This is a genomic window from Streptomyces sp. NPDC003032 (assembly GCF_053591415.1).
Genome location: NZ_JBSFTT010000001.1, coordinates 433,473 through 458,728 on the forward strand (window position 1 = coordinate 433,473; position 25,256 = coordinate 458,728).

The following is a 25,256-nucleotide window of genomic DNA, read 5'->3' on the forward strand; positions in this document are numbered from 1 at the left end:
CAGCGGCGGGCAGATCAGGCACCGGCCGGTAGGGCCCACGGCCCGTCGGCCTTCACTCCACCCAGGACAGCGATCCCGCGATCGCGTCACACAACCGTTCCATCGGGCCCGGCATCCCGATGAGCGGCGCCGCGAAGGAGAGCGTCAGGTAGCCCGCGGCGCCCGGCATGTGGACGTGGAGGTCCAGCGTCGCGGGGCCGAGGACACGGACGGTGGTGCCTGCGGGGAGGTCCACCACCGATATCCGGCGGTGGGGGCCGCCCTCGTTCCCGTTGTCGTCCTCATCCGGTTCTCTCAGTTCCAGCCATGCGGCGTACTCCTGCGGAGCCGCCGGCGTCACGCCCAACGGCATCAGTGACACCAGGAGCGAGGCGGGCATGCCGCCGTCCCGCGAGGTCGCCAGAAGGAAGAACTCCATGGCACCCCGCGCCCGGCCGGCCTCCGCGGTGTTGCGGAGCGAGGCCCATACCTTCCTGGTGAGCTCCGGGGAGACACGGCGGCCCTCCGCCTGCCGGTCCACGAACGTCTTGAGTGTGCCGCGCCAGCGGTCCTGCGTGAGATCGACGCGGAACCAGTCCCGGGGGACGAGGAGTCGGTAGTCCCTGGGGACGGCCGCCCGCGGCAGGGCATCGGTGTGTGGCGACTCCGTCATCCCGGCATCACCAAGGGACGCCCCTGATCGTCGAAGAAACGAACGCTCTTCACGACGCCGGCGAACATGGCGGAGAAGGTGTCCCATCCTTCGGCGGTCGGCGTCCCCATCTCCAGCACCACAGCGGTTCCGTTGTTCACGGGTATCTGGACCTGGATGAAGGAGGTGGAGAGGGGCTCCGGCTGTCCCGACGGGGTGAGGTCGCCGCTCACCGTTGCCGTTCGGCTGCCGATGCACGTCACCGCCGGGCCGCAGGGCAGCGACACCTCGCTCACCTCACCGATCTCCAGATGCCTCATCGTGGTGGCGATGAACCCGGCGGGGTGGCGCCCCGCCCTCTCGTCCAGATCGGTCATGCTGACGTTGACCGTGGCGGTGCAGCGGACCCCTTCCACCTCGGTCGTCACGAAACCGGCGTACTGAACGCCCGCCTCGATGAACTCGTCGTAGTTGAGCGCGCACATGACGGCCCACTGAGTCTGTACTTCCTCATCGGCACCGGGCAACGAGACGGCGGCGAATTCGAGCAACCGGTCCGCCAGTTCATCCAGGTCCTCGGCCTCGAAAGGCAGCTCCAGGAACCCTTCGGGCATGACCCAGCGGACCTCTATGCCGTCGCTCCCGGTGAGGGTGACGTGGTTCTCTTCGGCAATGTCAGTGGCCATCCGAACCTTCATTCTCAGACTGCTCGTAGTCATCCACATCGGGATGAAACTTCGCCGCAAAGGGATACGGGCCGTAATGCGGGTAGTGAGCCGGGACTTCGGCACCTCCCCGGCGGGCCAGATGTGCGATCTCCCGATATCTGCGCGCCCGGGCACGCACGTTCTGGCGGACGGGGTCTCCCCAGTGCGAGACGGCACTTCGTACGAAGAAGAAGAGCTGTGCCGCAACGACGGCGCCCGCGACCGCCAGATAGGTCGTACGGGCGGTGGGGGTCTCCCAGTACTGGGCGACGCCACCCCAGTAGATCGCGGCACCGAAGCCCACGAGGGCGAGGGGCATCCCGTGTCCGAGGCCCGCCCGGAACATGGCCTCCTCGTCCCGGTACCGCCGGCGCAGCAGCGCCAGCACCGCCCGGTCGTCCAGGAAGTCGAACCGGAGTTCCTGCCGGGCCTCCTCGGCGGCGCGCCTCGCCTCGGGCACGGCGGCGATCACGTCACCGCCGACCAAGGTCACCACGTCGCCGCCTCTGCGTCCGATGAACTCGCGCTCACCGAGCGGCTCTTGCCGGTCGTCATCCATGGGTCACTCCTTCTACCGTCAGGCCGCCAGGGCCGCGTTGAACGGCTTCGGCGAGGGGCGGGGCGAGGGGGACGGCGTGGGGGCGGGGCCGGGGGCCGGCTTCTTGGGCGGCTCCTGATAGCCGGTCTTCTCGCCGTTCTGGCCGTGGATCATTTTGTTCAAGGCGCTCGCGAGACCCGCTCCCTTGATGGCCGCCGTGATCTTCTTGCCGTCGAGGAGTTCGCTGCGCGCCTTGCGCCCCAGGATCTTGTTGGCCGTCTTGACCGCGACACCGTTCAGAAAGTTGTGCCCGACGCCGTCCAGGGCGCGCAGGCCGCTGAACCGGACGGCCTTGAGCTTGGAAAGCCCCTTGAGGCCCTTGACCAGCTTGAAGCCCTTCAAGGCGCCGAGGCCGGGCAGCACTCCCAGTAGGTCGGTGCCCAGTTTCAGGAAGTCGAGCTTTCCGCCGCGCGCGGTCATGTCGTACGCGTGTCCCGCCAGCGCGGCGGCGCTGGTCACCACGGCGAGCGTCGCGAGGATCGGCACGAGGAACTGCAGCGGTGGAACAAAAGCACAGATAACGGCGAGAACGGAGAGGACGGCCGATATGTTCGACAGTCTGTCCGCCCAGTCCGCGAGGAAGTTCATGAAGCCGCCGGGGTCACGCACGTCATCGTGGTGCACGACATTCTTGATGTGCTTGGCGGCCTTGTCACCGGCGTCGTCGTAGATCTCCCGGGCCTCACGCACCAGTTTCCGCGCGCCTCCGATGCGGCGAAGGGACTCCGCCTCCTTCTTGACCCAGCGGTCGTACTCTTCCTTGTCCTTCGCGGGAATGTTGTTCATGGGGTACTTGTCAGTGAACTTCTTGACCTCGCGTTCGGCGATGTCGTGGTCCGCCTTTGCCTCGCGATAGTCGCTCAGCGCCTTGTCCGCCTTTTTCTGCGCCCTGCGCATCTCACTGGCGAACTCGTCCGAGCTTCCCTCGCGCACCTGCTCACCGATGGCCTTCGCGGCCTCGTCGTAGCGCTCGTACGACTTCTTGAGTTTGTCCGCGGTGCCACCCGCCATCTCGTGGAAGCCTCTCCCGGCTTCGCTGTCCCAACCCTCCACCGAGGAGAGTGCCTTGATGACGCGGGACTGCTCGTCGATCATGTCGGCCATCTTGCGCAGCTTGCGCCCGAGTTCGGCCACCTCCTCCGGATCGCCCGGAGTCGGGTCGTCATGCCACAGCGGCGGCCAGTCGCTGTCCGTCCTGCTCATTTCTTCCCCTTGCCCTGCGCCTTGGCGTCCCGGATCGCCTTGGCCAGCTCGTGATCGATCTTGTCGTACGTCTTGGCGGCGGTAGAAGTGAACTCGGCCAGTTTTTCGAGTTCCTTCATGAGGGACTTACGAGTTTTCTTCCAGGTGTCCCCGAACTCCGAGAACGCGTCTTTCAGGCCGCCATGTCCGACCGCGTTCCCGTACTCATCGGCGGGGTTGCCGTTCCGCTCGAACTCGTCGTGAATCCTTCCCAGGTCTCGCGAACACTTCTTGATGGCGGCGAGATCCGCCTTTGTGTGGTCTCCCACGAGACCACCTCCTTCTGGCTGATTCCGGCTGAGCGCATGGCAACGGCGGTCGCACCAACCGATTTCTTCCTGCCGGTCGCCGACCGGCACCCGATACGCTCACGATTCGAGCAAGCCGATCAGAGCAAGCCTGTTCCGTGCCGACGAGGAGAGTCTTGACGTGACGTCCAGGGGCAACCAACGCATGATCACCGCCCGCCTCGGCATCCGCCCCGAGGCCGCCGGATGGTGCACGATCGACAAGATCCCCGCTCCCCCGGCCGAGGTGCTTCAGGCAGCCGGCGACCCGCGGTTGCGCCCGGCGGCCATGCCCGTGCTGGGCATGCTCGGTACGGCGCTGGCCGTTCCGCTCATGCCGTTCGTCTGGCTGCTGACCCTGCTGGACAACGTCCGCGAGGCACTTGAGCGGCTGTTCGAGAGCAAGAAGGACGAGAAGCGGCGGGCGCGCGAGGACGAGCGGCGGCGCCAGGCCCAAGTCGCCGAGCAGGGGCTCGACCGCGTCTTCGACGGCAACTGGCAGGGCGCGGCCGGGCAGTTCCTGCTGCGCTGGTACAGCCATTCCCCTCACCATCAGCGTCTCGTCGTCGCCGCTCAGGGCGAGATCGTCCTGGCCGCCCCGCCACGGCGCGTCTCGGTGGGGCGCGAGAAGCACATGGAGGTCGTCGCCCGCCTGGCCGCCGGGGAGGCCGCGCTTGTCGACCCGTTCCAGGGGGAGTTCAGGACTCAGCTGCTGCTGCTGAAGTTCCGCGACGGATCGTGGATCCGGCTGACGACCGAGGAGTTCCGCGGCGAGCTCCACATGTATGTACTCCGACAGCCGTCGTCCGGCGGCTGAGACCGCCGTTCAGTACACCGCCCGGGTGCCGTCCGCCGACGGAGGGGGCGATGGAGGCGGCCTCCGGCGCCCCTCTCCCCGTCGACGTGACGCCCGCCCCTACTTCTTGGCGGCCCGGCCCAGCTCGTCGTCGATCTGCTCGTACTTCTCGGCGGCGTTGGTCAGGTAGTCGCCCATGCCGTCCAGGCCCTCAAGGGTCTTCTTCGCGCCCTCGACGAAGTCGTCGAAGTTCTCGTCGAACGCCTTCGAGGCGCTCTTGGTGACGAAGCCCGTCTCGACGAGGTTCTTGATGTACTTCTTCAGGCCGTCCAGCTTCTCGTTGAGCTTGTCCTTCTCCTTGACCACGTGCTTGGCCGCGTCTCGCATGTCCTGATATGTGACATCAAGGTCCTTGGCCATGAGGCTCTCTCCTAATCAACTCGCCGCAGGGCCAACCCCCGTGGCTCCCGTCGCGCGGATGGTGTGATCGTCCGCTCTTGCGCCAAGCAGCTTACGGGTGGGGCTGATGGGATCCCAGCCCGGTTGAGTCACAGCTCTGCTATGACAGCGCGTGCGGTTCTGGGGTGAGCCTGTGTGCGGGCCGTTGCCTGTGGGAAGGGTGGAGCGGATATCGTCAGGCCCATTGTCCAGCTCCGGGGAGGACCGTCGTGCGCCTGACTCTGACCGTCGTCGATCCGTTCGGCGGGGACACCGCCGACGTGGTCCTCGACGCCGATCCCGAGTCCACCGTGCGGGACATCGCCGTGGAACTGGCCCGGCAGGTCGGACACGGCGGTGCGCGGATCATCCCCATCGGGCAGGGGCAGCAGCCCCCCAGCGGCGGCGCTCCGATGATCTACGTGGACGGGTACGCCGTCGATCCCACCGCCACCGTCGCCACCTCGCCGCTGCGCGAGGGCGCCGTCGTCAGCCTCGACGACCCCGCGGGCTGCCTGCCGGGCGAGCCGTCCGGTCTGGTCGAGCTGCGCGTCGCCAGTGGGCCGTCCGCGGGGTCCGTCCACCGGCTCGGCATCGGGCGGTACGACATCGGCAGCGGGCCCGCCTCGTACATCCGCGTCGACGATCCCGAGATGCCCGCGCGGGCGCTGACGTTGTCAGTTGCAACCGATGGAACCTGCCAGGTCACCCTGCATGGGGAGGACAAGGACAAGGAGGGTGTCACCCTCGACGGTGACCCCTTCGGCGAGGAGCAGGAGGAGGACGAGCAGGGGAAGGGCAGGGGGCAGGGGGACGAGGCGGCGCAGGGGCGCGCCTCCCGTCGCGCGGCGAAGAAGCGGGACAGGGAGAGGCGGAAGCGGGAGAAGCAGGAGAAGCGGGCGAAGAAGGCGCGGGGCGACGCCGGCAAGAACCGCGTCCCCCGGCGCGACACCGTCCAGTGGCCCCTCGGCGCCCAGATCGCCCTCGGCAACACCCTTCTCGAACTCAGCCGTTACTCGCCTCCGAACGCCGCCCTCAAGTGGTCCGAGGACGGCGCCGGCCTCGACTACAACCGGCCCCCGCGGCTCCGTCCGCCCGAGCGGCAGACCACCTTCCGGCTGCCGAGCCCGCCCCGCGAGTTCGAGGCGCGGCCGCTGCCCTGGCTGATGGCGCTCTTCCCGCTGGTCGGTGCCGTCGTCGCCGCGATGATCTTCAATCGCTGGTACTACCTGATCATCGCGGGCCTCAGCCCGATCATGCTCTTCGGCAACTACTTCATGGACAAGAAGCATGGCCGCCAGTCCCATGCGAAGCAGGTCAAGGAGTACAAGGAGACCAAGGAGCGGATCGAGAAGGACGCGCAGGACGCCCTGGTCGCCGAGCGGCTGGACCGGCGCAACGCCATCCCCGACCCCGCGACCGTCCTCACGCTGAGCACCGGGCCCCGCACCCGCCTGTGGGAGCGGCGGCGGACCGACGCCGATCACCTCCTGCTCCGCTTCGGCACCGGACGGCTGCCGTCCGAGGTCGTCCTCGACGACCCCGAGAAGGACGAGCACCGGCGGCAGGTGACGTGGCACATAGAGGACGCGCCCGTCGCGCTGCCGCTGAAGGGCCTCGGCGTCATCGGCATCGCCGGGCCCGACGACTCCGCCACCGCGCTCGGCCGCTGGGCCGTGGCGCAGGCCGCCACGCTGCACAGCCCGATGGACGTGCAGTTCTACGTCCTGACGGAGAACTCCGCCAAGGACGCCTGGGACTGGGTGCGTTGGCTGCCGCATGCCAGGCCGTCGGGCGGGCAGGACATCAACGTACTCATCGGCACGGACGCCGAGACCGTCGGCGCCCGCATAGGTGAGCTGACCCAGATCCTCGACGCGCGGGTGAAGGCCCTGGAGGAGAACAAGGGCCAGGGCGCCAACTTCTCCGACCCGGACATCGTCGTGGTGTGGGACGGTTCGCGGCGGCTCCGGTCCCTTCCCGGCGTCGTACGTCTGCTGCGCGAGGGCCCGGCCGTGCACATGTACGCGCTCTGCCTAGACACCGAGGAGCGGTTTCTGCCCGGCGAGTGCCAGGCCTTCGTCGTCGCCGAGCCGAAGCCGCGGGAGTTCGGGAGCAGCGCCGCCGGACCCGCACAGCCACCGCGGCAGAGCGGCGTGCCCCAGCCGCCCCCTGCGGGGGGTTTCCCCTCCTTCCATGCCTGGCACAGGACCGCGCCCGACCCCCAGCAGGACAGCGCGCCGCGCGAGCTGCGGCTGCGCGTCGAGATGACGGGCGCCGAGCGCCTCAAGGACGTACGCCCCGACTTCGTGTCGCCCTCCTGGTGTCTGCGTCTGGCCCGCTCGGTGTCGCCGCTGCGTGACATCAGCGGGGAGACCGAGGACTCCGCGCTTCCGGGGTCGAGCCGGCTCCTCGACGTGCTCCAGCTGGAGCCGCCGACGCCCGGCGCGATCACGGCCCGCTGGCAGGCGGGCGGCCAGTCGACGATGGCGGTCATCGGTGAGTCGTACGACGGTCCGTTCGGCATCGACATGCGCAAGGACGGGCCGCACGGCCTGATCGCCGGTACGACCGGTTCCGGTAAGTCGGAGCTGCTCCAGACGATCGTCGCCGCGCTCGCCGTGGCCAATACGCCCGAGAACATGACCTTCGTCCTGGTGGACTACAAGGGCGGGTCGGCCTTCAAGGACTGTGTGAAGCTGCCGCACACCGTCGGCATGGTCACCGACCTCGACGCGCACCTCGTGGAGCGCGCCCTCGAATCCCTCGGCGCCGAGCTGAAGCGGCGCGAGCACATCCTCGCCGACGCCGACGCGAAGGACATCGAGGACTACCAGGACCTGGTGCGGCGCGATCCGTCGCACGCGCCCGTGCCCCGACTGCTCATCGTCATCGACGAGTTCGCGTCGATGGTGCGTGACCTGCCGGACTTCGTCACCGGGCTCGTCAACATCGCCCAGCGTGGCCGTTCGCTCGGCATCCACCTGCTGCTGGCCACACAGCGGCCCAGTGGCGTCGTGTCCCCCGAGATCCGCGCCAACACCAACCTCCGCATCGCGCTGCGCGTCACCGACGGCGGCGAGTCCAGCGACGTCATCGACTCCCCCGAGGCCGGGCACATATCCAAGAACACCCCGGGACGTGCGTACGTGCGTCTCGGGCACGCCTCGCTCGTGCCCTTCCAGTCGGGGCGTGTCGGTGGCCGCCGCCCCGGTGCCGCCGACCCGACGGCGCTCGCGCCCTGGGTCGACTCCCTCGACTGGGCGGCCCTCGGCCGCGCCTCACTGGTCAAGCCGAAGGCCGAGGCGCGCGAGGAGGAGGAGATCACCGACCTCAAGGTCCTGGTCGACACCATCATCGAAGCCAACCGGACCCTCGGTATCCCCGCCCAGCACAGCCCCTGGCTGCCCGCGCTCGGCGAGACCCTGCTCCTCGACGAGATCCCGGCCCCCGCGCCCCGCACGGCACCCGGCTCCCTCTCGCCCGCCCCGTACGGCATCGAGGACCTGCCCGCCGACCAGGCGCGCCGCCCCGTCGTCGTGGACTTCGCGACCTTCGGCCATCTGATGATCGGCGGCGCCCCGCGCTCCGGCCGCTCGCAGGTGCTCCGTACGATCGCGGGCTCCCTGGCGCGTACGCACTCCAGCGCCGACGTCCATCTGTACGGCATCGACTGCGGCAACGGCGCGCTCAACGCGCTGACCCGGCTGCCGCACTGCGGCGCCGTCGTCGGCCGCAACCAGACCGAGCGCGTCGTCCGCCTCATCAACCGCCTCAAGGGCGAACTCACCCGCCGCCAGGACCTGCTGGCCGACAAGGGCTACGCCGACATCGGCGAGCAGCGCGCCGACGCCGCCGAGGACGAGCGCCTGCCGCACCTCGTCGTGCTGCTCGACCGCTGGGAGGGCTGGCTGCCCACGCTCGGCGAGATCGACCACGGCTCGCTCACCGACGAGATCACCACGATCATGCGGGAGGGCGGGAGCGTCGGCATCCACATGGTGATGACGGGCGACCGGCAGATCCTGGTCGGCCGCATCTCCTCCCTCACCGAGGACAAGTACGGTCTGCGCCTCGCGGACCGCTCCGACTTCTCGATGCTCGGCATCCCCACCCGCAAGGTCCCCGAGGAGATCCCGCCGGGCCGCGCCTACAAAAACGAGAGCGGTACGGAGACACAGTTCGCGCTGCTCTGCGCCGACGTCACCGGGCAGGGCCAGGCCGCCGCGATCGCCGCGATCGGCGAGCAGGCGGCGGCCCGCGACGCCGACGTGCCGCGCCATCGCCGGCCGTTCCGCGTCGACACGCTGCCGAGCCGCATCTCCTTCGAGGAGGCGTGGGAGCTGCGCGACCCGGACGCCTCGCGCTCCAAGCTGTGGGCGCTGGTGGGCATCGGCGGCGACGAGGTCATGGGCCACGGGCCCGACCTCGCGCAGGGCGTCCCGGCGTTCGTCATCGCGGGCCCGGCGAAGTCGGGCCGCTCCACGGTGCTGATGAACATGGCACGCTCCTTCCGCGCCCAGGGTGTACGACTCATCGTCGCCGCCCCGCGCCAGTCGCCCCTACGGCAACTGGAGGGCACGGAGGGCGTGCTGAGGGTCTTCACCGGGGACGACATCGACGAGGACGAGTTCGAGGAGCTGATCGACGGGGCGGACGCCTCCCCGGAGGACCCGGTCGTCGTCCTGATCGACGACGCGGAGATCCTTGAGGACGCGGACGCCGCGAGCCAGTTCAAGCGGATCCTCCAGCGCGGCGCCGACCTGGGCCTCGCGCTGGTCCTCGCCGGTGACGAGGAGGACGTGTGCAGCGGCTTCTCGGGCTGGCAGGTCGACGCGAAGAAGGGGCGCCGGGGCATTCTCCTCTCCCCGCAGGACAGCTCCAGCGGCGACCTCATCGGCCTGCGGATCTCGCGCAGCGTGGTCGGCGGCCCGGTGGCCCCGGGCAAGGGCATGCTGCACTTGGGCAATGGCGAACTGGCCACGCTGACCACTCCCTTGTAGGGGACGCGGCTGCCGGGGGGGCGGCCTGACGCGCCCCCCGGCCAGTCACTCCACCGGAGAAAGCCGCGCCTTCGGATCGCCCGCGTCCGGGTCGTCCGACGTGTACTTGAGGGCCTTGCCGTCCGGGCGGAGACGGACCGTGTGGGCCGTCTGCGCGCACTGGCCGCCGTTGCCCTCGGCGCCCTTGCCGATCGCCACCAGCTCCTTCGCCGAGGCCGACTTGAGGGTGAGTACGTCCGTACAGGTGTTGCCGATCGGGTCGTGCTGCACGACCGTGCCGACCCGGTCCCCCGGCTGCGCCTGGCGCAGGGTGACCTCGAACGTGCCGAGGGGGATCGTGCCGCCGCCCGCGTCGGCCTTGCCGCTCCACTTGCCGAGGTAGTCCTCGGGGACCTGCCCGGCGCCGTCGTCCTCGTCGGTGGGGTCGGAGGGGGCGGTCGCCGCCGGGGGCTGCTGACCGCCGTCCGAGCCCTTCGACGCGTCGTCGTCCGGCAGCATCCCGAAGACGAAGAGCGATCCCACCGTGACGGCGGCCATGGCCCCGGCCACGGCGAGGGCGACCGTGCAACTCACCTTGCGGCCCCGCCTGTTCGCCCCCTCGGGGACAGAGGTCGCCGCCACCGAGACGGAGAGCTTGCCGGGCGGGCGCGTGCCGTCGGCCACCGCGGGGACCGCGGGCTCATCCGCGTACTCGGGAGAGGCAGCGGGCTGATCCACGTACGAAGAGTCGGGCGGCCCGAAAGACCCCGCCACGGACGGGGTGCTGAAGGCCACCGGGCCGGAGGGCGCGTCCGCTGGAGCCGCCCCCGCACCCGCCCCCGCACCCGTGTCCAGGTCCAGCAGCCGCACCGCGCTGCGGCTCACCCGCTCCACCACGGACCCCGGCAGCCACCCGGCAGCCACCAGCCGGGCCGCGCCCTCGGGGGCGAGGCGGCGGGCCAGCTCCGCGGGGGCGGGCCGCGCCGCCGGGTCCTTGGCGAGGCAGGCCGCGGCGAGATCCCTCAAGTCACCGCTCAGCGCGCCCAGCTCCGGCTCCTCGTGGACGACCTTGTAGAGCAGCGCGGCCGACGAGTCACCGGGGAAGGGCGACTCCCCCGTCGCCCCGTAGACCAGGACGGCTCCCAGGGAGAAGACGTCCGCCGCTCCCGTGACGCCCTTGCCGAGGATCTGCTCGGGCGACATGTAGCCGGGCGAGCCGATGGAGACGCCGGTGGAGGTGAGGGAGGCCGTGCCGTCCGTGGCGCGCGCGATGCCGAAGTCGATGAGGCGCGGCCCGTCGAGGGTGAGCAGGACGTTCGACGGCTTCACGTCGCGGTGGACGAGCCCGAGGGCGTGGACGTGCGCCAGCGCCTCGGCGAGACCGGCGCCGAGGACCCGTACGGAGTGCGCGGGCAGCGGCGCGCCCTCCCGGACCGCCTCGGTGAGCGAGGGCCCGGCCGCGTACCCCGTGGCGACCCACGGCACAGCGGCCTCCGGGTCGGCGTCCAGGACGGGCGCGGTCCAGTCGCCGCCGACGCGGCGCGCGGCCTCGACCTCGCGTCGGAAGCGGGCGCGGAACTCCTCGTCGAGCGCGAAGTGCGGATGCACGATCTTGACCGCGACCGTGCGGCCGCCCTCGCTGCGGCCCAGATAGACCCGGCCCATGCCGCCCGAGCCGAGCCGGCCGAGCAGCCGGTAGGGGCCGATCACGGCGGGTTCGTCGGCTTCGAGCGGTCGCATGACGTTGGCCTCCCCCAGGCGCGTCCCCGGACACCTCGCGCGCCTTACCACTGCGGATCAGCGTAGTGCGGAAGCGGCCGGGAGGGCGGCTCCGCCCGCATTCCCCGCCACATGGGAGCAATGACCGGATTGAGCACACAGGGCGCACACGGCGCACACCCGTGGCTTTCCCGCGCCCAATAACTATTGGCCGGTCGCGGGATGATTCCCGTACGCAATCCGGACGTCAAGAACTATTCCGACGGCGGCGATATCCCGGGACGGCCGGAAAGGGCACGCGGGGGCACGTGGATGAATTCCCGCAAGGTCGACTCGCGGACCTCCGCGCGGCGCCGCTACGGCTTCAGGAGCTCCACCCGCACGTCCGCCGGGAAGCCCGTCGTCGGCCCGGTCCGGCGGGCGAACTCGGTGACGCCCTCCAGCTGTGCGGCGCCGAAGCGGAAGTCGAGCGTCGTGAAGTACCGCTCCAGGACACCGGCGTCGAACGACTCCCAGCGCGCGGCCTGCTCGGCGACCTTCGTGACCTCCTCCAGGGAGAGGTCGCGGGAGGCGAGGAATGCCTTGTGCACCGCGCGCACGACCTCCGGCTCGCGCTCGACGTAGTCGCGCCGGGCGGCCCAGACGGCGAAGACGAACGGCAGGCCCGTCCACTCCTTCCACATCTCCCCCAGGTCGTACACGTCGAGGCCGAGCCGCGGCGCGTCGATCAGGTTCGCGCGCAGCGCCGCGTCACCGATGAGGACGGCGGCGTCCGCCTCCCGCATCATCAGGCCGAGGTCGGGCGGGCACGCGTAATAGTCGGGCTGTACGCCGTACCGCTCGGCGAGCAGCAGCTGCGCGAGCCGCACGGACGTGCGCGAGGTGGAGCCGAGGGCGACGCGCGCCCCGTCCAGCTGGTCCAGCGGCACCTGCGAGACGATCACGCACGACATCACGGGGCCGTCGCAGCCGACCGCGAGGTCGGGGAAGGCGACCAGGTCGTCGGCGTTCTTGAGGAACTCGACGAGCGTGACGGGCGCGATGTCCAGCTCACCCCGCACCACCTGCTCGCTGAGCCGCTCAGGGGTGTCCTTCGTCAGCTCGAAGTCGAGGAGCGTCCCCGTGCGCGCGAGGCCCCAGTAGAGGGGCATGCAGTTCAGGAACTGGATGTGGCCGACGCGCGGCCGAGGAGTGCGACGGGAGTCGGGCAGCTGTTCGGCGCCTGCCCCCGCGAAGGCGCCAAGGGGAGAATTGTCCACATCGGGGAGGCTAGCCCCCATGCGGTACGGTCCGGGCGCCGGGTCCCTTGCCCGTCCCGTCAACCCCGCTGAGGGCCTCGTCAAACATCCGGGTGACGTGATCTTGCCCCCTATTGCATTCCCGTGCCTGCGTGCTAAGCTCGCCGCAAGTTGCAGTTTGGTTTCCCTTGCAGTACAGAGCCTGCGGAGCATGTAACCCCCGCAGGCTCTCGTCGTTTTCAGACTTATGCAGTTGTTTAAACAATCGCTGGTTCTGGAGCAGGGCAACCCTTTGGCCCAAGGAGGGCTTATGGCTACCGGAACCGTGAAGTGGTTCAACGCTGAAAAGGGCTTTGGCTTCATCGCCCAGGAAGGCGGCGGCCCGGACGTCTTCGTCCACTACTCCGCGATCAACGCGAACGGCTTCCGCTCCCTTGAGGAGAACCAGGCCGTTTCCTTCGACGTGACGCAGGGCCCCAAGGGTCCGCAGGCGGAGAACGTCACCCCGATGTGATCGGGCGCCTCACGTAAGTGAGGCGTGTGATTCGCTCCGGTGACTTGATCCGGACATGGATGCAGTACCCAAGGAGCCCTGCTCCTCCGCTTCGGCGGGGGAAGCGGGGCTCCTGCCTTTCCCGGCCCCTGAGCCTTGGGCCTTGGGCCTTGGGCCTTGGGCCCCCAATATGTACCGCCTGACCCTGATCAGGTGTGCTGCATGACCATCACGAAGGTGGTCCCCGGCTCCAGCGCCTCGTAGGCGTGCGGGACGTCCCCGCGGTACGACATGTAGTCCCCGGGGGCCAGTTCCACGGCCTCCCCGACCGGGCCCGCGAGCAGTCGGCCCGTGCTGATGACCAGGTGCTCGACCGAGCCGGGGATATGCGGGTCGGACTCGCGCGCGGCGCCCGGTTCCAGCGCCCCGTGGTAGATGTCGCGCCGTACGCCGGTGGGGCCCGCGGAGAGCAGCGTGCCCGCGTAGGACGAGTTCTCCGCGTGCATGGTGGGCCCCTCGCCCGCGCGGATCACGGTCACCGCCGGGGCGGGTGACTCCACGAGCACGCTGAAGGGCACCCCGAGTGCCACGGCCAGCGCCCAGAGCGTCTCGATGCCGGGGTTGCCGGTGGCCGCCTCCAGCTGGGAGAGCGTGGACTTCGCGATGCCGGCGCGTTTGGCCAGCTCGGAGAGGGAGATCCCGGCCTTCGCGCGCTCGCGGCGCAGCGCCGCGGCGACCCACTCGCGGGGCATGCGGGACGGCGGGGCGGCGCCGGACCGGCCTGCGCGATCGGCACGGTCGGCACGATCGGCGTTGTCGGCGTTGTCGGCGTTGTCGGTCATCACTTCACTTCTCTCCTGGCTCTCTCCCCGTAGGAGGCCCCGATGGAGGGCTCGCGTTCGGTACAGGGGACCGATCGTTCGCCTTGACGAACGTACACCGCTGCGCCCATTCTACGACGTATGCGTTCGCCACACCGAACAAATGGCCCTGCACACCGAACGACCGACGGCTCGGAGGCCGACACCGCCCTCGTCCGCCTCTCCGACCTCCCGCCCGGCGTCCTGCGCGACATCGCCCTCGTCTGGCTCGCCGACGCCGTGGTCGGCGTCTCCTTCGGCGCGATCGCCGTCGCGGGCGGGCTCCCGCTCTGGGTGCCGGTGCTCATGTCGCTGCTCGTGTACGCGGGCTCCGCCCAGTTCAGCGCCGTCGGCATTCTCACCGCGGGCGGCGGTCCGGTGGCGGCCGCGGCGACCGGGCTGCTGCTCAACTCCCGCACGGCGGCGTTCAGTCTGGCCCTCGCCGATGACCTCGGCCGCTCCTGGGCGGCGCGGCTGATCGGCGCGCACCTCATCACCGATGAGACGGCCGCGTTCGTCCTGGCCCAGCGCGGCGGCAGGCAGCGCAGGGCCGCGTTCTGGATATCCGGCGTCGGGCTGTTCGCGGCGTGGAACGTCAGCGTGCTCGCGGGCGCCCTCGCCGGGTCGGCGCTCGGCGACACGGACCGGTTCGGCCTCGACGCGGCGTTCCCCGCGGTGCTGCTCGCCCTGGTGCTGCCCGCGCTGCGTGGTGACAGCGCGGCGCGGCGTGCCTCGGCGGCCGGCGCGGTGATCGCGGTCGCCGCGGCGCCGCTGCTGCCGGCGGGCGTGCCGGTGCTGCTTGCCCTGCTCGGCCTGCTCGCGGCGCGCCGCGGCCCCCGCCGCCCCCGCACCACTCCCACCGCTCCCACCGCTCCCACCACTCCCGGGAGCGCCTCGTGAACGCCACGCTCGCCTGTGTCCTCGTCCTCGCCGCCGGGACGTACGTGTTCCGCCTGGCCGGTCCCGTGCTGCACGGCCGCGTCGAACTACCGGCACAGGTGCAGGAATTGCTGACCGTGGGCGCCACGGTCCTGCTGGTCGCGCTGCTCGCCACGGGGGCGCTCACGGAGGGCCAGGGCTTCGCGGGGTGGGCGCGGCCCGCCGGTGTGCTGGTCGGCGGGGTGCTCGCCTGGCGCAGGGCGCCGTTCGCCGTGGTCGTGGTGGGCGCGGCCGCGGCGACGGCGCTGCTGCGGCTGATCGGAGTGGACTGACCCCGGCCGCCCCGCCGATCCCCCGGCGCCCGCCCCGGTTCAGGGCTGCGGGACGGCGTCGTACTTGGGGTTGGGGCTTCCGTCCCGCAGGATGCGGGGCGCGGAGAACACCCCGTACAGCTCGGTGTTCTTGGAGTAGGGCTCGCCGATGGTCCCGCGCGGGAGGCTCGTCCATCATGGTGCCGGTGATCCGGACGTGCGTACGACCGTGCCAGAGGGATGCCGGCATACCGGGGAAGCTACCGGCCACCACTGACAACGGTACCGCTCAGCTCACGGGTCCGGGCGGCTCCTCGTACAGCGCCTCCACGACATCCGCGTACCGCTCCGTGACCGCACGTCTGCGCACCTTCAGGCTCGGCGTGAGCAGCCCGCCCTCCACCGTGAAGTCCTCGTCGAGCACGGCGAATCGGCGGATGCGGGCGGGGCGCGAGACGGTGGCGTTGGCGGCGTCCACGGCCTCCTGGACGAGGGCGCGGACGCGGGGGTCGCGGGAGAGCGGCGCGGTCAGCTCGACGCCCTCGCGGGCGGCCCAGCCGGTGAGTTCCTCCGCGTCCAGGGTGATCAGGGCGACGGGGTGGGGGCGGCGGTCGCCGACCATGACCGCGCGGGACACGAACCGTGAGGTCTGAAGGGCCAGTTCGCTGAGGGAGGGGGTGAGGTTCTTGCCTCCGGAGGTGATGATGAGGTCTTTCTTGCGGCCGGTGATCGTGAGGAAGCCGGCGTCGTCGAGGGCTCCCAAGTCCCCGGTGTGCAGCCAGCCTTCGTCGTCGATCGCCTCGCGCGTGGCGTCGGGGTTGTTGTGGTAGCCGGGAAAGACCATGGCGCCCCGGGCGAGGACCTCACCGTCCGGCGCGATACGGATCTCGACGCCGTCGACCGGACGGCCGACCGTGCCGTACCGCACGGCGCCGGGGTGGTTGAGGGTGAGGACGCCGGCCGACTCCGTCATCCCGTAGCCCTCGTAGACGGCGATGCCGCAGGCCCGCAGGAAGTCGACGGTGTCCGGCGCGATGGGCGCGCCGCCGGTGAGCGCCCGGCGGAGCTGCCCGCCGAACGCCTGCCGGACCAGGCCGTAGAGGGCCTTGTCGGCGGCTTCGTACGCGTCCTGGAGCTCGGGCGGCAGCGTGCCGTCGGCGGCCATGACCCCGATGCGGACGGCCTCCTCGAACCGTTCGCGCCCGCCCTCCCGTGACTCGGCGAGGGACAGCACGACCGAGCGCACCTTCTCGAAGAGGCGGGGCACGGACGGCAGATGGGTGGGCCGCGCCTCGGCCAGCTCGGCGACGACGTCCTCGATGCGCCCGCCGAAGAAGGTCAGCGTGCCGCCCTGGATGAGCGTCGTGAACTCGATGAGCTGGGCGAGGAGGTGGGCGAGCGGCAGGTAGAGGTACGTGGAGTCGCCGGGGCCTCCTTCGACGAGCGGCACGGTGGCGCGCTGCACGGCCAGCAGATTGCCGTGCGTCAGCAGGCACCCCTTGGGAAGGCCGGTGGTGCCGGAGGTGTAGATGATGGTGGCCAGGTCGTCTTCGGCGCGGGTGCGGGAACGCTCCAGCAGGGCGTCGAGCGACGCGAGCGGAAGCGTCCCTTCCGCCCCTATGACTTCCCACGGACTGTCGGTGTCGGCACGACCGGCGGCGGCTGCGCCCCGCATAAGAACCACATCCCGCACCACATCCCGCACCCCCTCCAGCCGCCCTTCCAGCCGCCCTTCCTCCCGCAGCCGCTCGGTCTTCGCCGCCTGCGCCTCGTCCTCGCAGATCACCACCGTCGCGCCCGAGTCGCGTACGACCCACGCGGCCTCCTCGTCGCCCGCCGTCGGGTAGACGGGGACGACGACCGCGCCCGCCGCCAGCGCGCCGAAGTGGGCGTGGGTCCATTCGGGGCGGGTCTCGGCGAGGATCGCCACGCGGTCTCCCGGGCGGACGCCGAGGGCGATCAGGGCGCGGCCCACGTGGCGTACGCGGTCGCGCAGTCCGGCGTACGAGAGTTCGGTCCACGACGCCCCGTCGCGCCCACGGAAACGCAGGGCGGGCAGGTCGCCGTGCCGGTCGGCCGCCCATTCGCACAGCAGGGAGAGCGTCCTCGGCAGTTCCGCCGGCGTCCGGGGGTGGTCGTTCCGCGTCTGCTGCATGCGTCGCTGCATGCGTACGACGCTAAGGAGCGGGCCCGGCGTACGGGATGACGCGAAACGTCAGCGGCGCTGGCCGGAGCGCTCAGCGCGGCGCTACCGTCGTGACATGGCGAGGCGGACGATCACCGTGCACCATGTGAGGGCCGTGCTGCGCGGTGCCGAGCGGCGCGGCGTGGACACCGTGCCGTTGTTGCGGGGCGCTCAGATCCCGCCGCTGCTGCTCGGCGACGACCGGGCCCGTGTCACGGCCCCGCAGTTCGCGCGGCTCTTCCGGGAGCTGTACCGCGCCACGCAGGACGAGTTCCTGGGCCTCGGCTCCGCCGTCAGCAAGCCCGGCACCTTCGCGATGATGTGCCAGGCCTCGCTGGGCTGCCGCGACCTCGGGGCCGCCGTGCGGCGGGGCGTGACCTTCTACGGCCTCTTCCCCGGCGGCCCCGACCTCGTGCTGGAACGCCGGGCCGACGAGGCGGTGTTCGGCGTCCGCAGCGACCTCGAACAGGACTACTTCCTCGCCGAGTGCCTGGTCATCATCTGGCACCGCCTGTGCAGCTGGCTGATCGGCCGCCGGATTCCGCTGCGCCGGGCGGAGTTCGGGCATCCGCCGCCGCCGCACAAGGACGAGTACGAGCTGCTCTTCGGCTGCCCCGTGCGGTTCGGGGCCGAGCGGACCGGCGCCTGCTTCGACCCGCACTGGCTGGACGCGCCGCTCGTCAGGGACGAGGAGGCGCTGGACGAGATGCTGCGCCGCGCGCCCTTCGAACTGCTCAGCCGCCGCGAGTACGGTACGACGGTCGCCGAGCAGGTGGGCCGGGCCCTCGCACGATCCCTGCGTTCCTCGCCCCGCCTCCCCTCGCTCGGCGAACTCGCGACGCGGCTCGCGGTGAGCCCGGCGACGCTGCGTCGGCGTCTGGCCGAGGAGTCCACGTCGTACCAGCGCCTGAAGGACGCGGTGCGGAGGGACGCGGCGATCGCGGGCCTGGCGGAGACCCACGAGCCCATCGCCGACCTGGCGGCACGGCTCGGCTTCTCCGAGGACACGGCATTCCACCGGGCGTTCCGCCGCTGGACGGGGACGACGCCGGGGGCGTACCGGGCGGTGAGGGGAGGAGCTCCTGGCACGTGGCCCGGCTCGCCGGTCGGTCGTTTTGTGGTGGGCGGGGGGTCGCTCGGGGCTTCCGTGGCGGGGTGCGCGTCGCCCGGCGGCGGTCCGACGGCCGCCGGAACCCCGGTCGAGGGACCGTCGCAGGACGACACGTCGCTCAGCGGCGCAACCCCGGCGCCCGGCGGCTCACCGCCCTACGACAGCCCATCCCCCGACGACGACCCATCCCCCGCCCAGGCCCCGGACGAGGGGCCGTCGGAGGACGACGCGTCGTTCGGTGGGGCGGTCCCGGACCGGGCTTCGTCTCCGGACGCGCCCTGTCCCGCCGCTCCCGCACTGGGCGCGTCCGGCGCCGCAGCGCCGGCCCCGGGGGCGCCCGCGCCCGCCTCCTGAGAACCCCCACCGAGCCACGTCCCCACCGCCCCTCCCTGGGGGGCGGCCCCGTTCCCCAGCGCCTCTCCCTCCCGTCTGGCCAGGCGCCTGGCCGTGCGGCCGAGGGCTATCAGGACCGTGATCAGGGAGGCCGGCGTGTCCTCGATGCGGCGCGTGTACCGCACCGCCTCTTCGTATGAGGCGTGGGCCTGCGGCAGCATCTCCTGGGATTCGTAGGCGTCGCCGATGTCCTTGAGGACGGTCGCGTACCAGCCGGGGTCCACGTCGCCGTCGATCAGGGCGAGCACGGCCTGATAGGCGGCCACCCCGTCGGCGTACGCACCGTCAAGACCCAGGCGGCCCAGCTCCTCGTACGTAAGGCCCATGTTGTGCAGCACGGCCGCGCGCCGCTCCGTGTCCGCGATCTTCGGGACCTCCTCGGCCAGCCGCTCGAGGACATCCCGCGCCTCTGTCGGCTCCCCCAACGAGGCGAGCGTGTTGGCCAGCGCGGTCATCGTCGTGGCGAGGTCGCTCGGATTGTCGGCGCGCTCTTTGTACGAGACGGCCTGCCGGAAGTGCTCCACGGCCTCCTTGATGTCGTGCGCGTCGCGGTAGGTGTCGGCGATGTCATGGAGGATGACGCCGTAGACGCCTGGCGACGCCTCGGGGTCGGCCAGGTCGCGCGCCTCGCGGAAGCAGTCGAGCGCCTGCTCGAACCGTGCGGACCGTGCGGACCGTGCGGACTGGGCGGACCGTTCGGGCCGCCGTGGATGTGGATCGCGTTCTTCCGGCATGGTGGGCCTCCGTCCGTGCGTCGAATGGTCGGTCCGTTCCCGTGCCCCGCGCCCCATTCGTCAACGTAGCGCCGCACCCCCGCAGTGGATACCTGCGAGCCGAGGTCAACGAAGCTGAGCGTCCCGGTCAGCCCCGCGCTTACTCACCGGTCACTACGGTCGATGCCGAAGTTCCCAGCCCCCGCGCACAGTTGGGAGAGCCGCATGCACGCACGCACCAGCTTCAGAGCGTGGACCGTGGTGGCCGCGCTCGGCCTGTCGGCCATCACTCCGCTCACCCCGCTCACCCCGCTCACCCCGCTCACCCCGCTCACTTCCCTCACCGAGGCCACCGCAGCCACGGCGACCACCGCGGCCCACGCCGGGCAGAGCCCCGCGTCCTCGTCCCCCGGCGACATCGTGAGCTCCGAGCCGAGCGCCTTCCACCCACTGCCGGGCCAGCCCACCCACACCAAGGCCTGGAAGGTGCACTACCGCTCGACCAGGGCCGACGGCGCGCCCAACACCGTGTCCGGCACGGTCATCGTGCCGCAGGACGGCAGAAAGGGCCCTCGCCCCCTGATCACGTACGCCGTGGGGACGGTCGGCGTCGGCGACCGCTGCGCGCCCAGCGCGAACTTCCCGAAGGGCACCGCCCTCGAAGCCAACCTCATCCAGCAGCTCACCCGGCGCGGCTGGGCCGTCGCCGTCACCGACTACGAGGGACTCGGCACCCCCGGCGAGCACACCTACACGGTCGGCCGCTCCGCCGGCCAGGCGATGCTCGACGCGGCCCGCGCCGCGATCCGTCTCCCGGAGGCGGGCCTCGGCGAGGACACGCCCGTCGGCATCATGGGCTACTCGCAGGGCGGCCAGGCCTCCTCCTGGGCAGCCGAGCTGCACGGCTCGTACGCCCCCGAACTCGACGTCAAGGGCACGGCGACCGGCGGCGTCCCGGGCGACCTGATGAAGGTGGCGCACTTCAACGACGGTTCGTACGGCTCGGGCCTGATCTTCATGGCGGCGATCGGCCAGAACGCGGCGTTCCCCGAGCTGGGCCTCGACTCCTATCTGAACCCGGTCGGCAAGGCGCTCATAGGTGCCATGAAGAACACCTGCGTGGCGGACGGCGCGGTGCTCGGCTCCTTCAAGACGATCGACTCGATGACGACGAAGAACCCCCTGGACCAGCCCGACTGGCAGCAGCGGCTGCACGCGTCGCGGGTCGGCACCGCCAAGCCGGACGCCCCGGTGTACCTGTACCACGCGCTCGCCGACGAGCTGATCCCGTACGGCGTCGGCAAGCAGGTCCGCAAGGACTGGTGCGCGCGGGACGCGAACGTGGAGTGGCACACCATCCCGCTCGGGGAGCACGTCAGCGGGGTGATCACGCAGTCGCCGTTCGCGGCCCAGTGGCTGGCGGACCGCTTCGCGGGCCGTCCGGTACGCGGCAACTGCTGAGCAGGGCACGGCAGTTCGGGCGGCCTCCCGGGCGGTGGCCGCCCCTTCGCGCGCCGAAAAGGAGTGGGCAGCTCCGCACCACCCCTCATAGGATCGCAAGGTTTGCAGGACTTGGAGACGCCACAGCGGCAGCCGGCGGAGCGGGGCCCGACTCCCGGAGCTGGCACAGGCCCAGGGCCGGGGCCGATGCCGGGGCCGGAGCCGGACGGGCCCGAAAGGGGAACCACCACCCGATGACCACACCACCCGCGCCTCCCACATCGCCGACGCCCCCGCAGGCACGACAGACACCGCAGGCGGCACCGGCACCACAGGCACCACCGGAACCGGAACCGGCACCACAGGCACCACCGGCACCACACCCACCACATCCGACGCCACCCCTGACCCCACCACCCGGCGACCCCTCCCACGCCGACCCCGCACCCGGTCCCGACTTCATCACGCCGGTCGACCACCTCTTCGTACGTACGCACTTGGGCATCCCGCACCTCGACGCCGACGCCTGGACGCTGACCGTGGAGGGCCTGGTCGAGCACCCCCTGCGCCTGGACCTGTCCGCGCTCCTGGCCCTGCCGGCGCGGCCGCTCACGGCGGTCCACGAGTGCTTCGGCAGCCCGCTGCGCCCCGACGTGCCGACGCGCGCGGTGGCGAACGTCGAGTGGACGGGCTTCCCGCTCGCCACGCTCCTGGACCGGGCGGTCCCACTGCCCGCCGCCCGGCACGTCCGCTTCGAGGGCGCGGACACCGGCTCCTTCCACGGCGAGGACGGCCTCTCGTACGTGAAGGACCTGCCGTTGGAGACCGCGCACCGCCAGGTCTTCCTGGCCCACCGCATGAACGGCGAGCCGCTGCGCGCCCGGCACGGCTACCCGCTGCGCGCCGTGGTCCCCCGCATGTTCGGCACCAACTCCGTGAAGTGGCTGACCCGCATCGTCCTGACGGACGAGCGCCCGGAGCACATGTTCACGACGACGTTCTACACACGGACGCTCCCCGGCAGCGACACCCCGCAGCCGGTGCGCGAGGTGGACGTCAACAGCAAGCTGCTGACCCCGGCGGCCGATGCCCGGCTCCGCCACCCGGAGACCCATTTCCGGGGCCGCGCGTGGAGCACCACGGAGGTCGTACGCGTCGACCTCTCCCTCGACGGTGGCCCCTGGCAACCGGCCACCCTGGACGCGCTGGGCGCCGACCCGGCCTGGCAGGGCTTCTCGCTGCGCCGCATCCTCGCGCCCGGCCCGCACACCGTCCGCTCCCGCGCCACGGACCGCACGGGCCGAGTCCAGCCGCCGCCGGGTTCGCGCAACTCCGTCCACGAGGTGCGGTTCACGGTCAAGGGCTAGCGCCCTACCGACTTCATCCGCCGCACCGAGGCCGGGGCGCTCCACACGTCACGCCCCTCGGCCGCCAGGGCCTTCAGCGCGGCCAGGGACAGCTCCAGCGGCGCGGTGTCGGCACGGCCTCGGCCGGAGTGCCGTTGGCGAGGTTGACGGCCCCGGCCCAGCAGCTCCGGGGCCAGTCCTCTACGGCTGACCCCTGACCCCTGACGCCTGACGCCCGACCCCTGACGCCTGATCCCTGATCCCTGACGCCTGATCCCTTCCCAGTGTTGTCGAGAGGTGCCGGGACGCGACAAGTACGCGCTAAACGGTGCGCAGGCACTTACTGGTGCGTGAACTTCCCTTGCCGCGGAAGCCGCCACGCCGCCAGGCCCGCCGTGGCGCACAGCGTGAGGCCCGCCACCAGGAGGCCCGTCCGCATGCCCGGCACGGAGAAGTCGGAGCCGTTGCCCGCGAGGAGGGCGCCGAAGAGGGCGACGGACATCGCGCCTCCGGTCTGCCGCAGGGAGTTCAGCAGACCGGAGGCCGTGCCCGCGCGCTCGCCGGGCACACTGTCGAAGAGCTGCGCGGTGAGCGCGGGGACGGCGACCGCTCCGCCGATTCCCGTCGGGATCAGCAGCACCAGTACGAGCCACAGCGGCGTGTGCGCGGTCAGCGGGAGCAGGACGAACATGGCGAGGGCGAGCACCGCCTGGCCGAGGACGACGACCCGGCGTCGGCCGACGCGCTCGGCGAGCCGGGGCGAGACGAGGTTCGTCCCGGTGATGATCACGGCCAGCGGTACGAACATCAGGCCCGCCTCGATGCCCGACATGCCGCGCAGCTGCTGGTAGTAGAGGCCGAGGAGGAACGTCACGCCGTAGAAGCCGGCGTTCACCGCGAAGCCGACCGCGAGGGCGACCGAGACCTGCCGCTGCCGCAGCAGCGCGAGCGGGACCATCGGCGCGCGGTGCCGCTTCTCGGCGGCGTGGAAGGCGAAACCGGAGGCGACGGACATGGCGAACGCGGCCAGGACGGGCGCGCTCGTCCACCCCAGGTGGCCGCCCTCGATGACGGCGAACGCGAGCCCGGCCAGGGCCGTCACGGCCGTCGCCTGCCCGGCGAGGTCGAGCGGGGCCGGGCGGCGCGGGGAGCGGGCGGTACGGGCGAGGAGGGCGAGGATCACCGCGCCCACGGGCAGGTTGAGGAGGAAGACGGCACGCCACCCGGCGGTCTCCGTGAGGATGCCGCCGAGCACCGGCCCGACCGCGACGGCCGCGGAGCCGCCCACCGTCCACAGCGCGATGGCACGGGCCCGGCGGCGCGGCTCGTCGTACGCCTCCCGGATCAGCGCGAGCGAGGCGGGCATCACGATGGCGGCGGCCCCGCCCTGCGCGACGCGTGCGGCGATCAGCGCGCCGATGCCGGGCGCGAGGGCGCAGGCCAGCGAGGCGGCGGTGAAGAGCGCCACGCCCCAGGCGTACGCCCGCCGCGCCCCGGCCCGGTCGGCGAGCGCCCCCGCGGAGAGCATCAGCGCGGCGAACATGAGCGTGTACGCGTCCACGACCCACTGCAGGCCCGCCATGCCGCCGTGCAGGGAATCGCGGATGTCGGGCAGCGCGATGTTCACGGCGGTGACGTCGATGGTGATGACGGTGAAGCCGAGCAGCGCGGCGACGAGGGCGACGGGACGGCTCCCGGCACGGGCGGGGGGCCGAGCGGCCGTGCGGACGCGCTCCGGGCCAAGGGTGACGGACATGACGCTCCTACGCGAGGTCTTCTGCGGGGTGACGGGCGGGTGGGTGGGACAGCGACGTCGCGAAGCGACGGTCAGCCGCCGCGGTAGCGGCGGACCCCCGACGATGCCCGCGGCGGCGGACCCCGGCCAGACCGCCCCGTTCCTGGTCCTGACAGGGCCCCCCACGCACGCTCCCCGACCAGAGAAAATAACGAGATGAAGACGGCCAGCACAGCAGGCACCCCAGGCACCCCAGGCACCACGGGCACCACCCCCACCCCGCCAGGCGCCCCCGCCAGAACAAGCGCGCCCCCCACGGGAACGGAACTCGGCCGATACCTCCGCGCCCGCAGGGCCCGCGTCACCCCCGCCGACGCCGGCCTGCCCGCGGGCACCGGACTGCGCCGCACGCCCGGTCTGCGCCGCGAGGAACTGGCGACCCTCGCCGGGGTCAGCGTCGACTACTACACCCGCCTGGAGCGCGGCCGGGAGACGAACCCCTCCCCCGCCGTCATCGACGCCCTGGCCCGCGCCCTGCGCCTGACGGGCGACGCCCACGACCGCCTGCACGACCTGGCCGAACTGGCCTCGGGCCGCCTCACGGAACCGCACCCCACCGCCGACCACACGGTCCGCGAGTCGACCTCGCGCACGCTGGACGCGCTGGCCCCGCTGCCCGCGTACGTGGTGAGCAGGCACAGCTACGTGCTGGCCGCCAACGCCCCCGGCAGGGCGCTGCACCCCGGCCTGTGGGACTGGCCCGCCGAGCAGCGCAACATCACGCGCTACCTCTTCCTGCACCCCGTGGGCCGCGAGCTCTACCAGCCGTGGGAGGAGACGGTCGCCATGTCGGTGGCACATCTGCGGGCGGTCGGCGGCACGGACACGGACTCGCCCCGGCTGACGAATCTGGTCGGCGAACTCCTCCTCAAATCACCGGACTTCGCCCGCATCTGGGAGCGTTACGACGTACGGGAGCGCGGCGGCGGCACCAAGTCGTTCGCGCATCCGAAGGTCGGTGCGATGACCCTCACGTACGAGGTGATGCAGCTGGCGAGGACGGGCGGCCAGCGCATGGTGGTCTACCAGGCGAAGCCGGGTACGCGGGACGAGGCGGCGATGCTGGGACTGACCACGCCAAAGCACCCCTGA

Annotated in this window: 20 protein-coding genes and 1 pseudogene; 9 read left to right on the plus strand and 12 right to left on the minus strand. The window is 71.6% G+C overall.

What is annotated here, in order from left to right; genetic code table 11:
• Positions 1 to 52: 52 nt before the first annotated feature.
• The 5 genes from ACWDZ7_RS02145 to ACWDZ7_RS02165 are packed head-to-tail and all read right to left on the minus strand — an operon-like array spanning position 53 to position 3,447.
• Entirely contained in the window at positions 53 to 652 is a 600-nt protein-coding gene (locus ACWDZ7_RS02145) for a hypothetical protein (RefSeq protein WP_451794049.1), read from the minus strand.
• Positions 649 to 1,317 (minus strand): hypothetical protein, encoded by a 669-nt coding sequence (locus ACWDZ7_RS02150; RefSeq protein ID WP_451794050.1) that lies wholly within the window; start codon positions 1,315 to 1,317, stop codon positions 649 to 651. Before ACWDZ7_RS02150 ends, ACWDZ7_RS02145 begins: the two co-directional genes overlap by 4 nt.
• Positions 1,307 to 1,897: a hypothetical protein gene (locus ACWDZ7_RS02155; RefSeq protein WP_451794051.1), complete on the minus strand. Its 591-nt coding sequence runs from the start codon at positions 1,895 to 1,897 to the stop codon at positions 1,307 to 1,309. The genes ACWDZ7_RS02150 and ACWDZ7_RS02155 overlap by 11 nt, the downstream gene beginning before the upstream one ends.
• Before the next feature lie 18 nt (positions 1,898 to 1,915).
• On the minus strand, positions 1,916 to 3,139 hold the full coding sequence (locus tag ACWDZ7_RS02160) for a putative T7SS-secreted protein (RefSeq protein ID WP_451794053.1): 1,224 nt from the start codon (positions 3,137 to 3,139) through the stop codon (positions 1,916 to 1,918).
• Positions 3,136 to 3,447 (minus strand): type VII secretion target, encoded by a 312-nt coding sequence (locus ACWDZ7_RS02165; RefSeq protein ID WP_451794055.1) that lies wholly within the window; start codon positions 3,445 to 3,447, stop codon positions 3,136 to 3,138. The genes ACWDZ7_RS02160 and ACWDZ7_RS02165 overlap by 4 nt, the downstream gene beginning before the upstream one ends.
• 160 nt (positions 3,448 to 3,607) lie before the next feature.
• Here ACWDZ7_RS02165 and ACWDZ7_RS02170 point away from each other — a divergent pair, with 160 nt between their 5' ends.
• Positions 3,608 to 4,282, plus strand: coding sequence for a hypothetical protein (locus tag ACWDZ7_RS02170; RefSeq protein WP_451794057.1), 675 nt, complete (start codon positions 3,608 to 3,610; stop codon positions 4,280 to 4,282).
• A gap of 99 nt (positions 4,283 to 4,381) precedes the next feature.
• Here ACWDZ7_RS02170 and ACWDZ7_RS02175 read toward each other — a convergent pair whose 3' ends face one another.
• A complete protein-coding gene (locus ACWDZ7_RS02175; RefSeq protein ID WP_451794058.1) occupies positions 4,382 to 4,681 on the minus strand; it encodes a WXG100 family type VII secretion target in 300 nt (99 codons plus the stop codon).
• A 248-nt stretch (positions 4,682 to 4,929) separates the two neighbouring features.
• Between ACWDZ7_RS02175 and ACWDZ7_RS02180 the strand changes: the two genes are divergently transcribed.
• Entirely contained in the window at positions 4,930 to 9,702 is a 4,773-nt protein-coding gene (locus ACWDZ7_RS02180) for an FtsK/SpoIIIE domain-containing protein (RefSeq protein WP_451794059.1), read from the plus strand.
• Between the two features lie 45 nt (positions 9,703 to 9,747).
• On the opposite strand, the gene ACWDZ7_RS02185 is transcribed toward ACWDZ7_RS02180, so the two are convergent.
• Both ACWDZ7_RS02185 and ACWDZ7_RS02190 read right to left on the minus strand, forming a co-directional pair.
• The gene (locus tag ACWDZ7_RS02185) at positions 9,748 to 11,421 is read right to left on the minus strand and encodes a serine/threonine-protein kinase (protein ID WP_451794060.1); all 1,674 of its coding nucleotides are present in this window, start codon (positions 11,419 to 11,421) and stop codon (positions 9,748 to 9,750) included.
• A gap of 335 nt (positions 11,422 to 11,756) precedes the next feature.
• The gene (locus ACWDZ7_RS02190; RefSeq protein ID WP_451515222.1) at positions 11,757 to 12,611 is read right to left on the minus strand and encodes a menaquinone biosynthetic enzyme MqnA/MqnD family protein; all 855 of its coding nucleotides are present in this window, start codon (positions 12,609 to 12,611) and stop codon (positions 11,757 to 11,759) included.
• Positions 12,612 to 12,948: 337 nt separating this feature from the next.
• Between ACWDZ7_RS02190 and ACWDZ7_RS02195 the strand changes: the two genes are divergently transcribed.
• Entirely contained in the window at positions 12,949 to 13,152 is a 204-nt protein-coding gene (locus ACWDZ7_RS02195) for a cold-shock protein (RefSeq protein WP_006138897.1), read from the plus strand.
• A 188-nt stretch (positions 13,153 to 13,340) separates the two neighbouring features.
• Here the strand turns inward: ACWDZ7_RS02195 and ACWDZ7_RS02200 are convergent, their stop codons facing one another.
• Complete coding sequence (locus ACWDZ7_RS02200; RefSeq protein WP_451794169.1) at positions 13,341 to 13,883, minus strand: helix-turn-helix domain-containing protein; 543 nt, start codon at positions 13,881 to 13,883, stop codon at positions 13,341 to 13,343.
• A gap of 210 nt (positions 13,884 to 14,093) precedes the next feature.
• Between ACWDZ7_RS02200 and ACWDZ7_RS02205 the strand changes: the two genes are divergently transcribed.
• Positions 14,094 to 14,891 (plus strand): AzlC family ABC transporter permease, encoded by a 798-nt coding sequence (locus ACWDZ7_RS02205; protein WP_451794062.1) that lies wholly within the window; start codon positions 14,094 to 14,096, stop codon positions 14,889 to 14,891.
• A complete protein-coding gene (locus tag ACWDZ7_RS02210; RefSeq protein WP_451794063.1) occupies positions 14,888 to 15,202 on the plus strand; it encodes an AzlD domain-containing protein in 315 nt (104 codons plus the stop codon). Before ACWDZ7_RS02205 ends, ACWDZ7_RS02210 begins: the two co-directional genes overlap by 4 nt.
• Positions 15,203 to 15,470: 268 nt before the next feature.
• Here the strand turns inward: ACWDZ7_RS02210 and ACWDZ7_RS02215 are convergent, their stop codons facing one another.
• Positions 15,471 to 17,348, minus strand: coding sequence for an AMP-dependent synthetase/ligase (locus ACWDZ7_RS02215; protein ID WP_451794064.1), 1,878 nt, complete (start codon positions 17,346 to 17,348; stop codon positions 15,471 to 15,473).
• Between the two features lie 94 nt (positions 17,349 to 17,442).
• Here ACWDZ7_RS02215 and ACWDZ7_RS02220 point away from each other — a divergent pair.
• Positions 17,443 to 18,444, plus strand: a pseudogene (locus ACWDZ7_RS02220) (AraC family transcriptional regulator); the annotation flags it as partial.
• Between the two features lie 188 nt (positions 18,445 to 18,632).
• On the opposite strand, the gene ACWDZ7_RS02225 reads toward ACWDZ7_RS02220, so the two are convergent.
• Positions 18,633 to 19,604, minus strand: a complete 972-nt coding sequence (locus ACWDZ7_RS02225; protein ID WP_451794065.1) for a tetratricopeptide repeat protein — start codon at positions 19,602 to 19,604, stop codon at positions 18,633 to 18,635.
• Between the two features lie 204 nt (positions 19,605 to 19,808).
• Between ACWDZ7_RS02225 and ACWDZ7_RS02230 the strand changes: the two genes are divergently transcribed.
• Both ACWDZ7_RS02230 and ACWDZ7_RS02235 read left to right on the plus strand, forming a co-directional pair.
• Positions 19,809 to 21,044 (plus strand): lipase family protein, encoded by a 1,236-nt coding sequence (locus tag ACWDZ7_RS02230; RefSeq protein ID WP_451794067.1) that lies wholly within the window; start codon positions 19,809 to 19,811, stop codon positions 21,042 to 21,044.
• Between the two features lie 233 nt (positions 21,045 to 21,277).
• Entirely contained in the window at positions 21,278 to 22,390 is a 1,113-nt protein-coding gene (locus tag ACWDZ7_RS02235) for a molybdopterin-dependent oxidoreductase (RefSeq protein ID WP_451794068.1), read from the plus strand.
• Positions 22,391 to 22,709: 319 nt separating this feature from the next.
• On the opposite strand, the gene ACWDZ7_RS02240 is transcribed toward ACWDZ7_RS02235, so the two are convergent.
• Positions 22,710 to 24,125 (minus strand): MFS transporter, encoded by a 1,416-nt coding sequence (locus tag ACWDZ7_RS02240; protein ID WP_451794069.1) that lies wholly within the window; start codon positions 24,123 to 24,125, stop codon positions 22,710 to 22,712.
• Positions 24,126 to 24,320: 195 nt separating this feature from the next.
• Here ACWDZ7_RS02240 and ACWDZ7_RS02245 point away from each other — a divergent pair, with 195 nt between their 5' ends.
• A complete protein-coding gene (locus tag ACWDZ7_RS02245; protein ID WP_451794071.1) occupies positions 24,321 to 25,256 on the plus strand; it encodes a helix-turn-helix transcriptional regulator in 936 nt (311 codons plus the stop codon).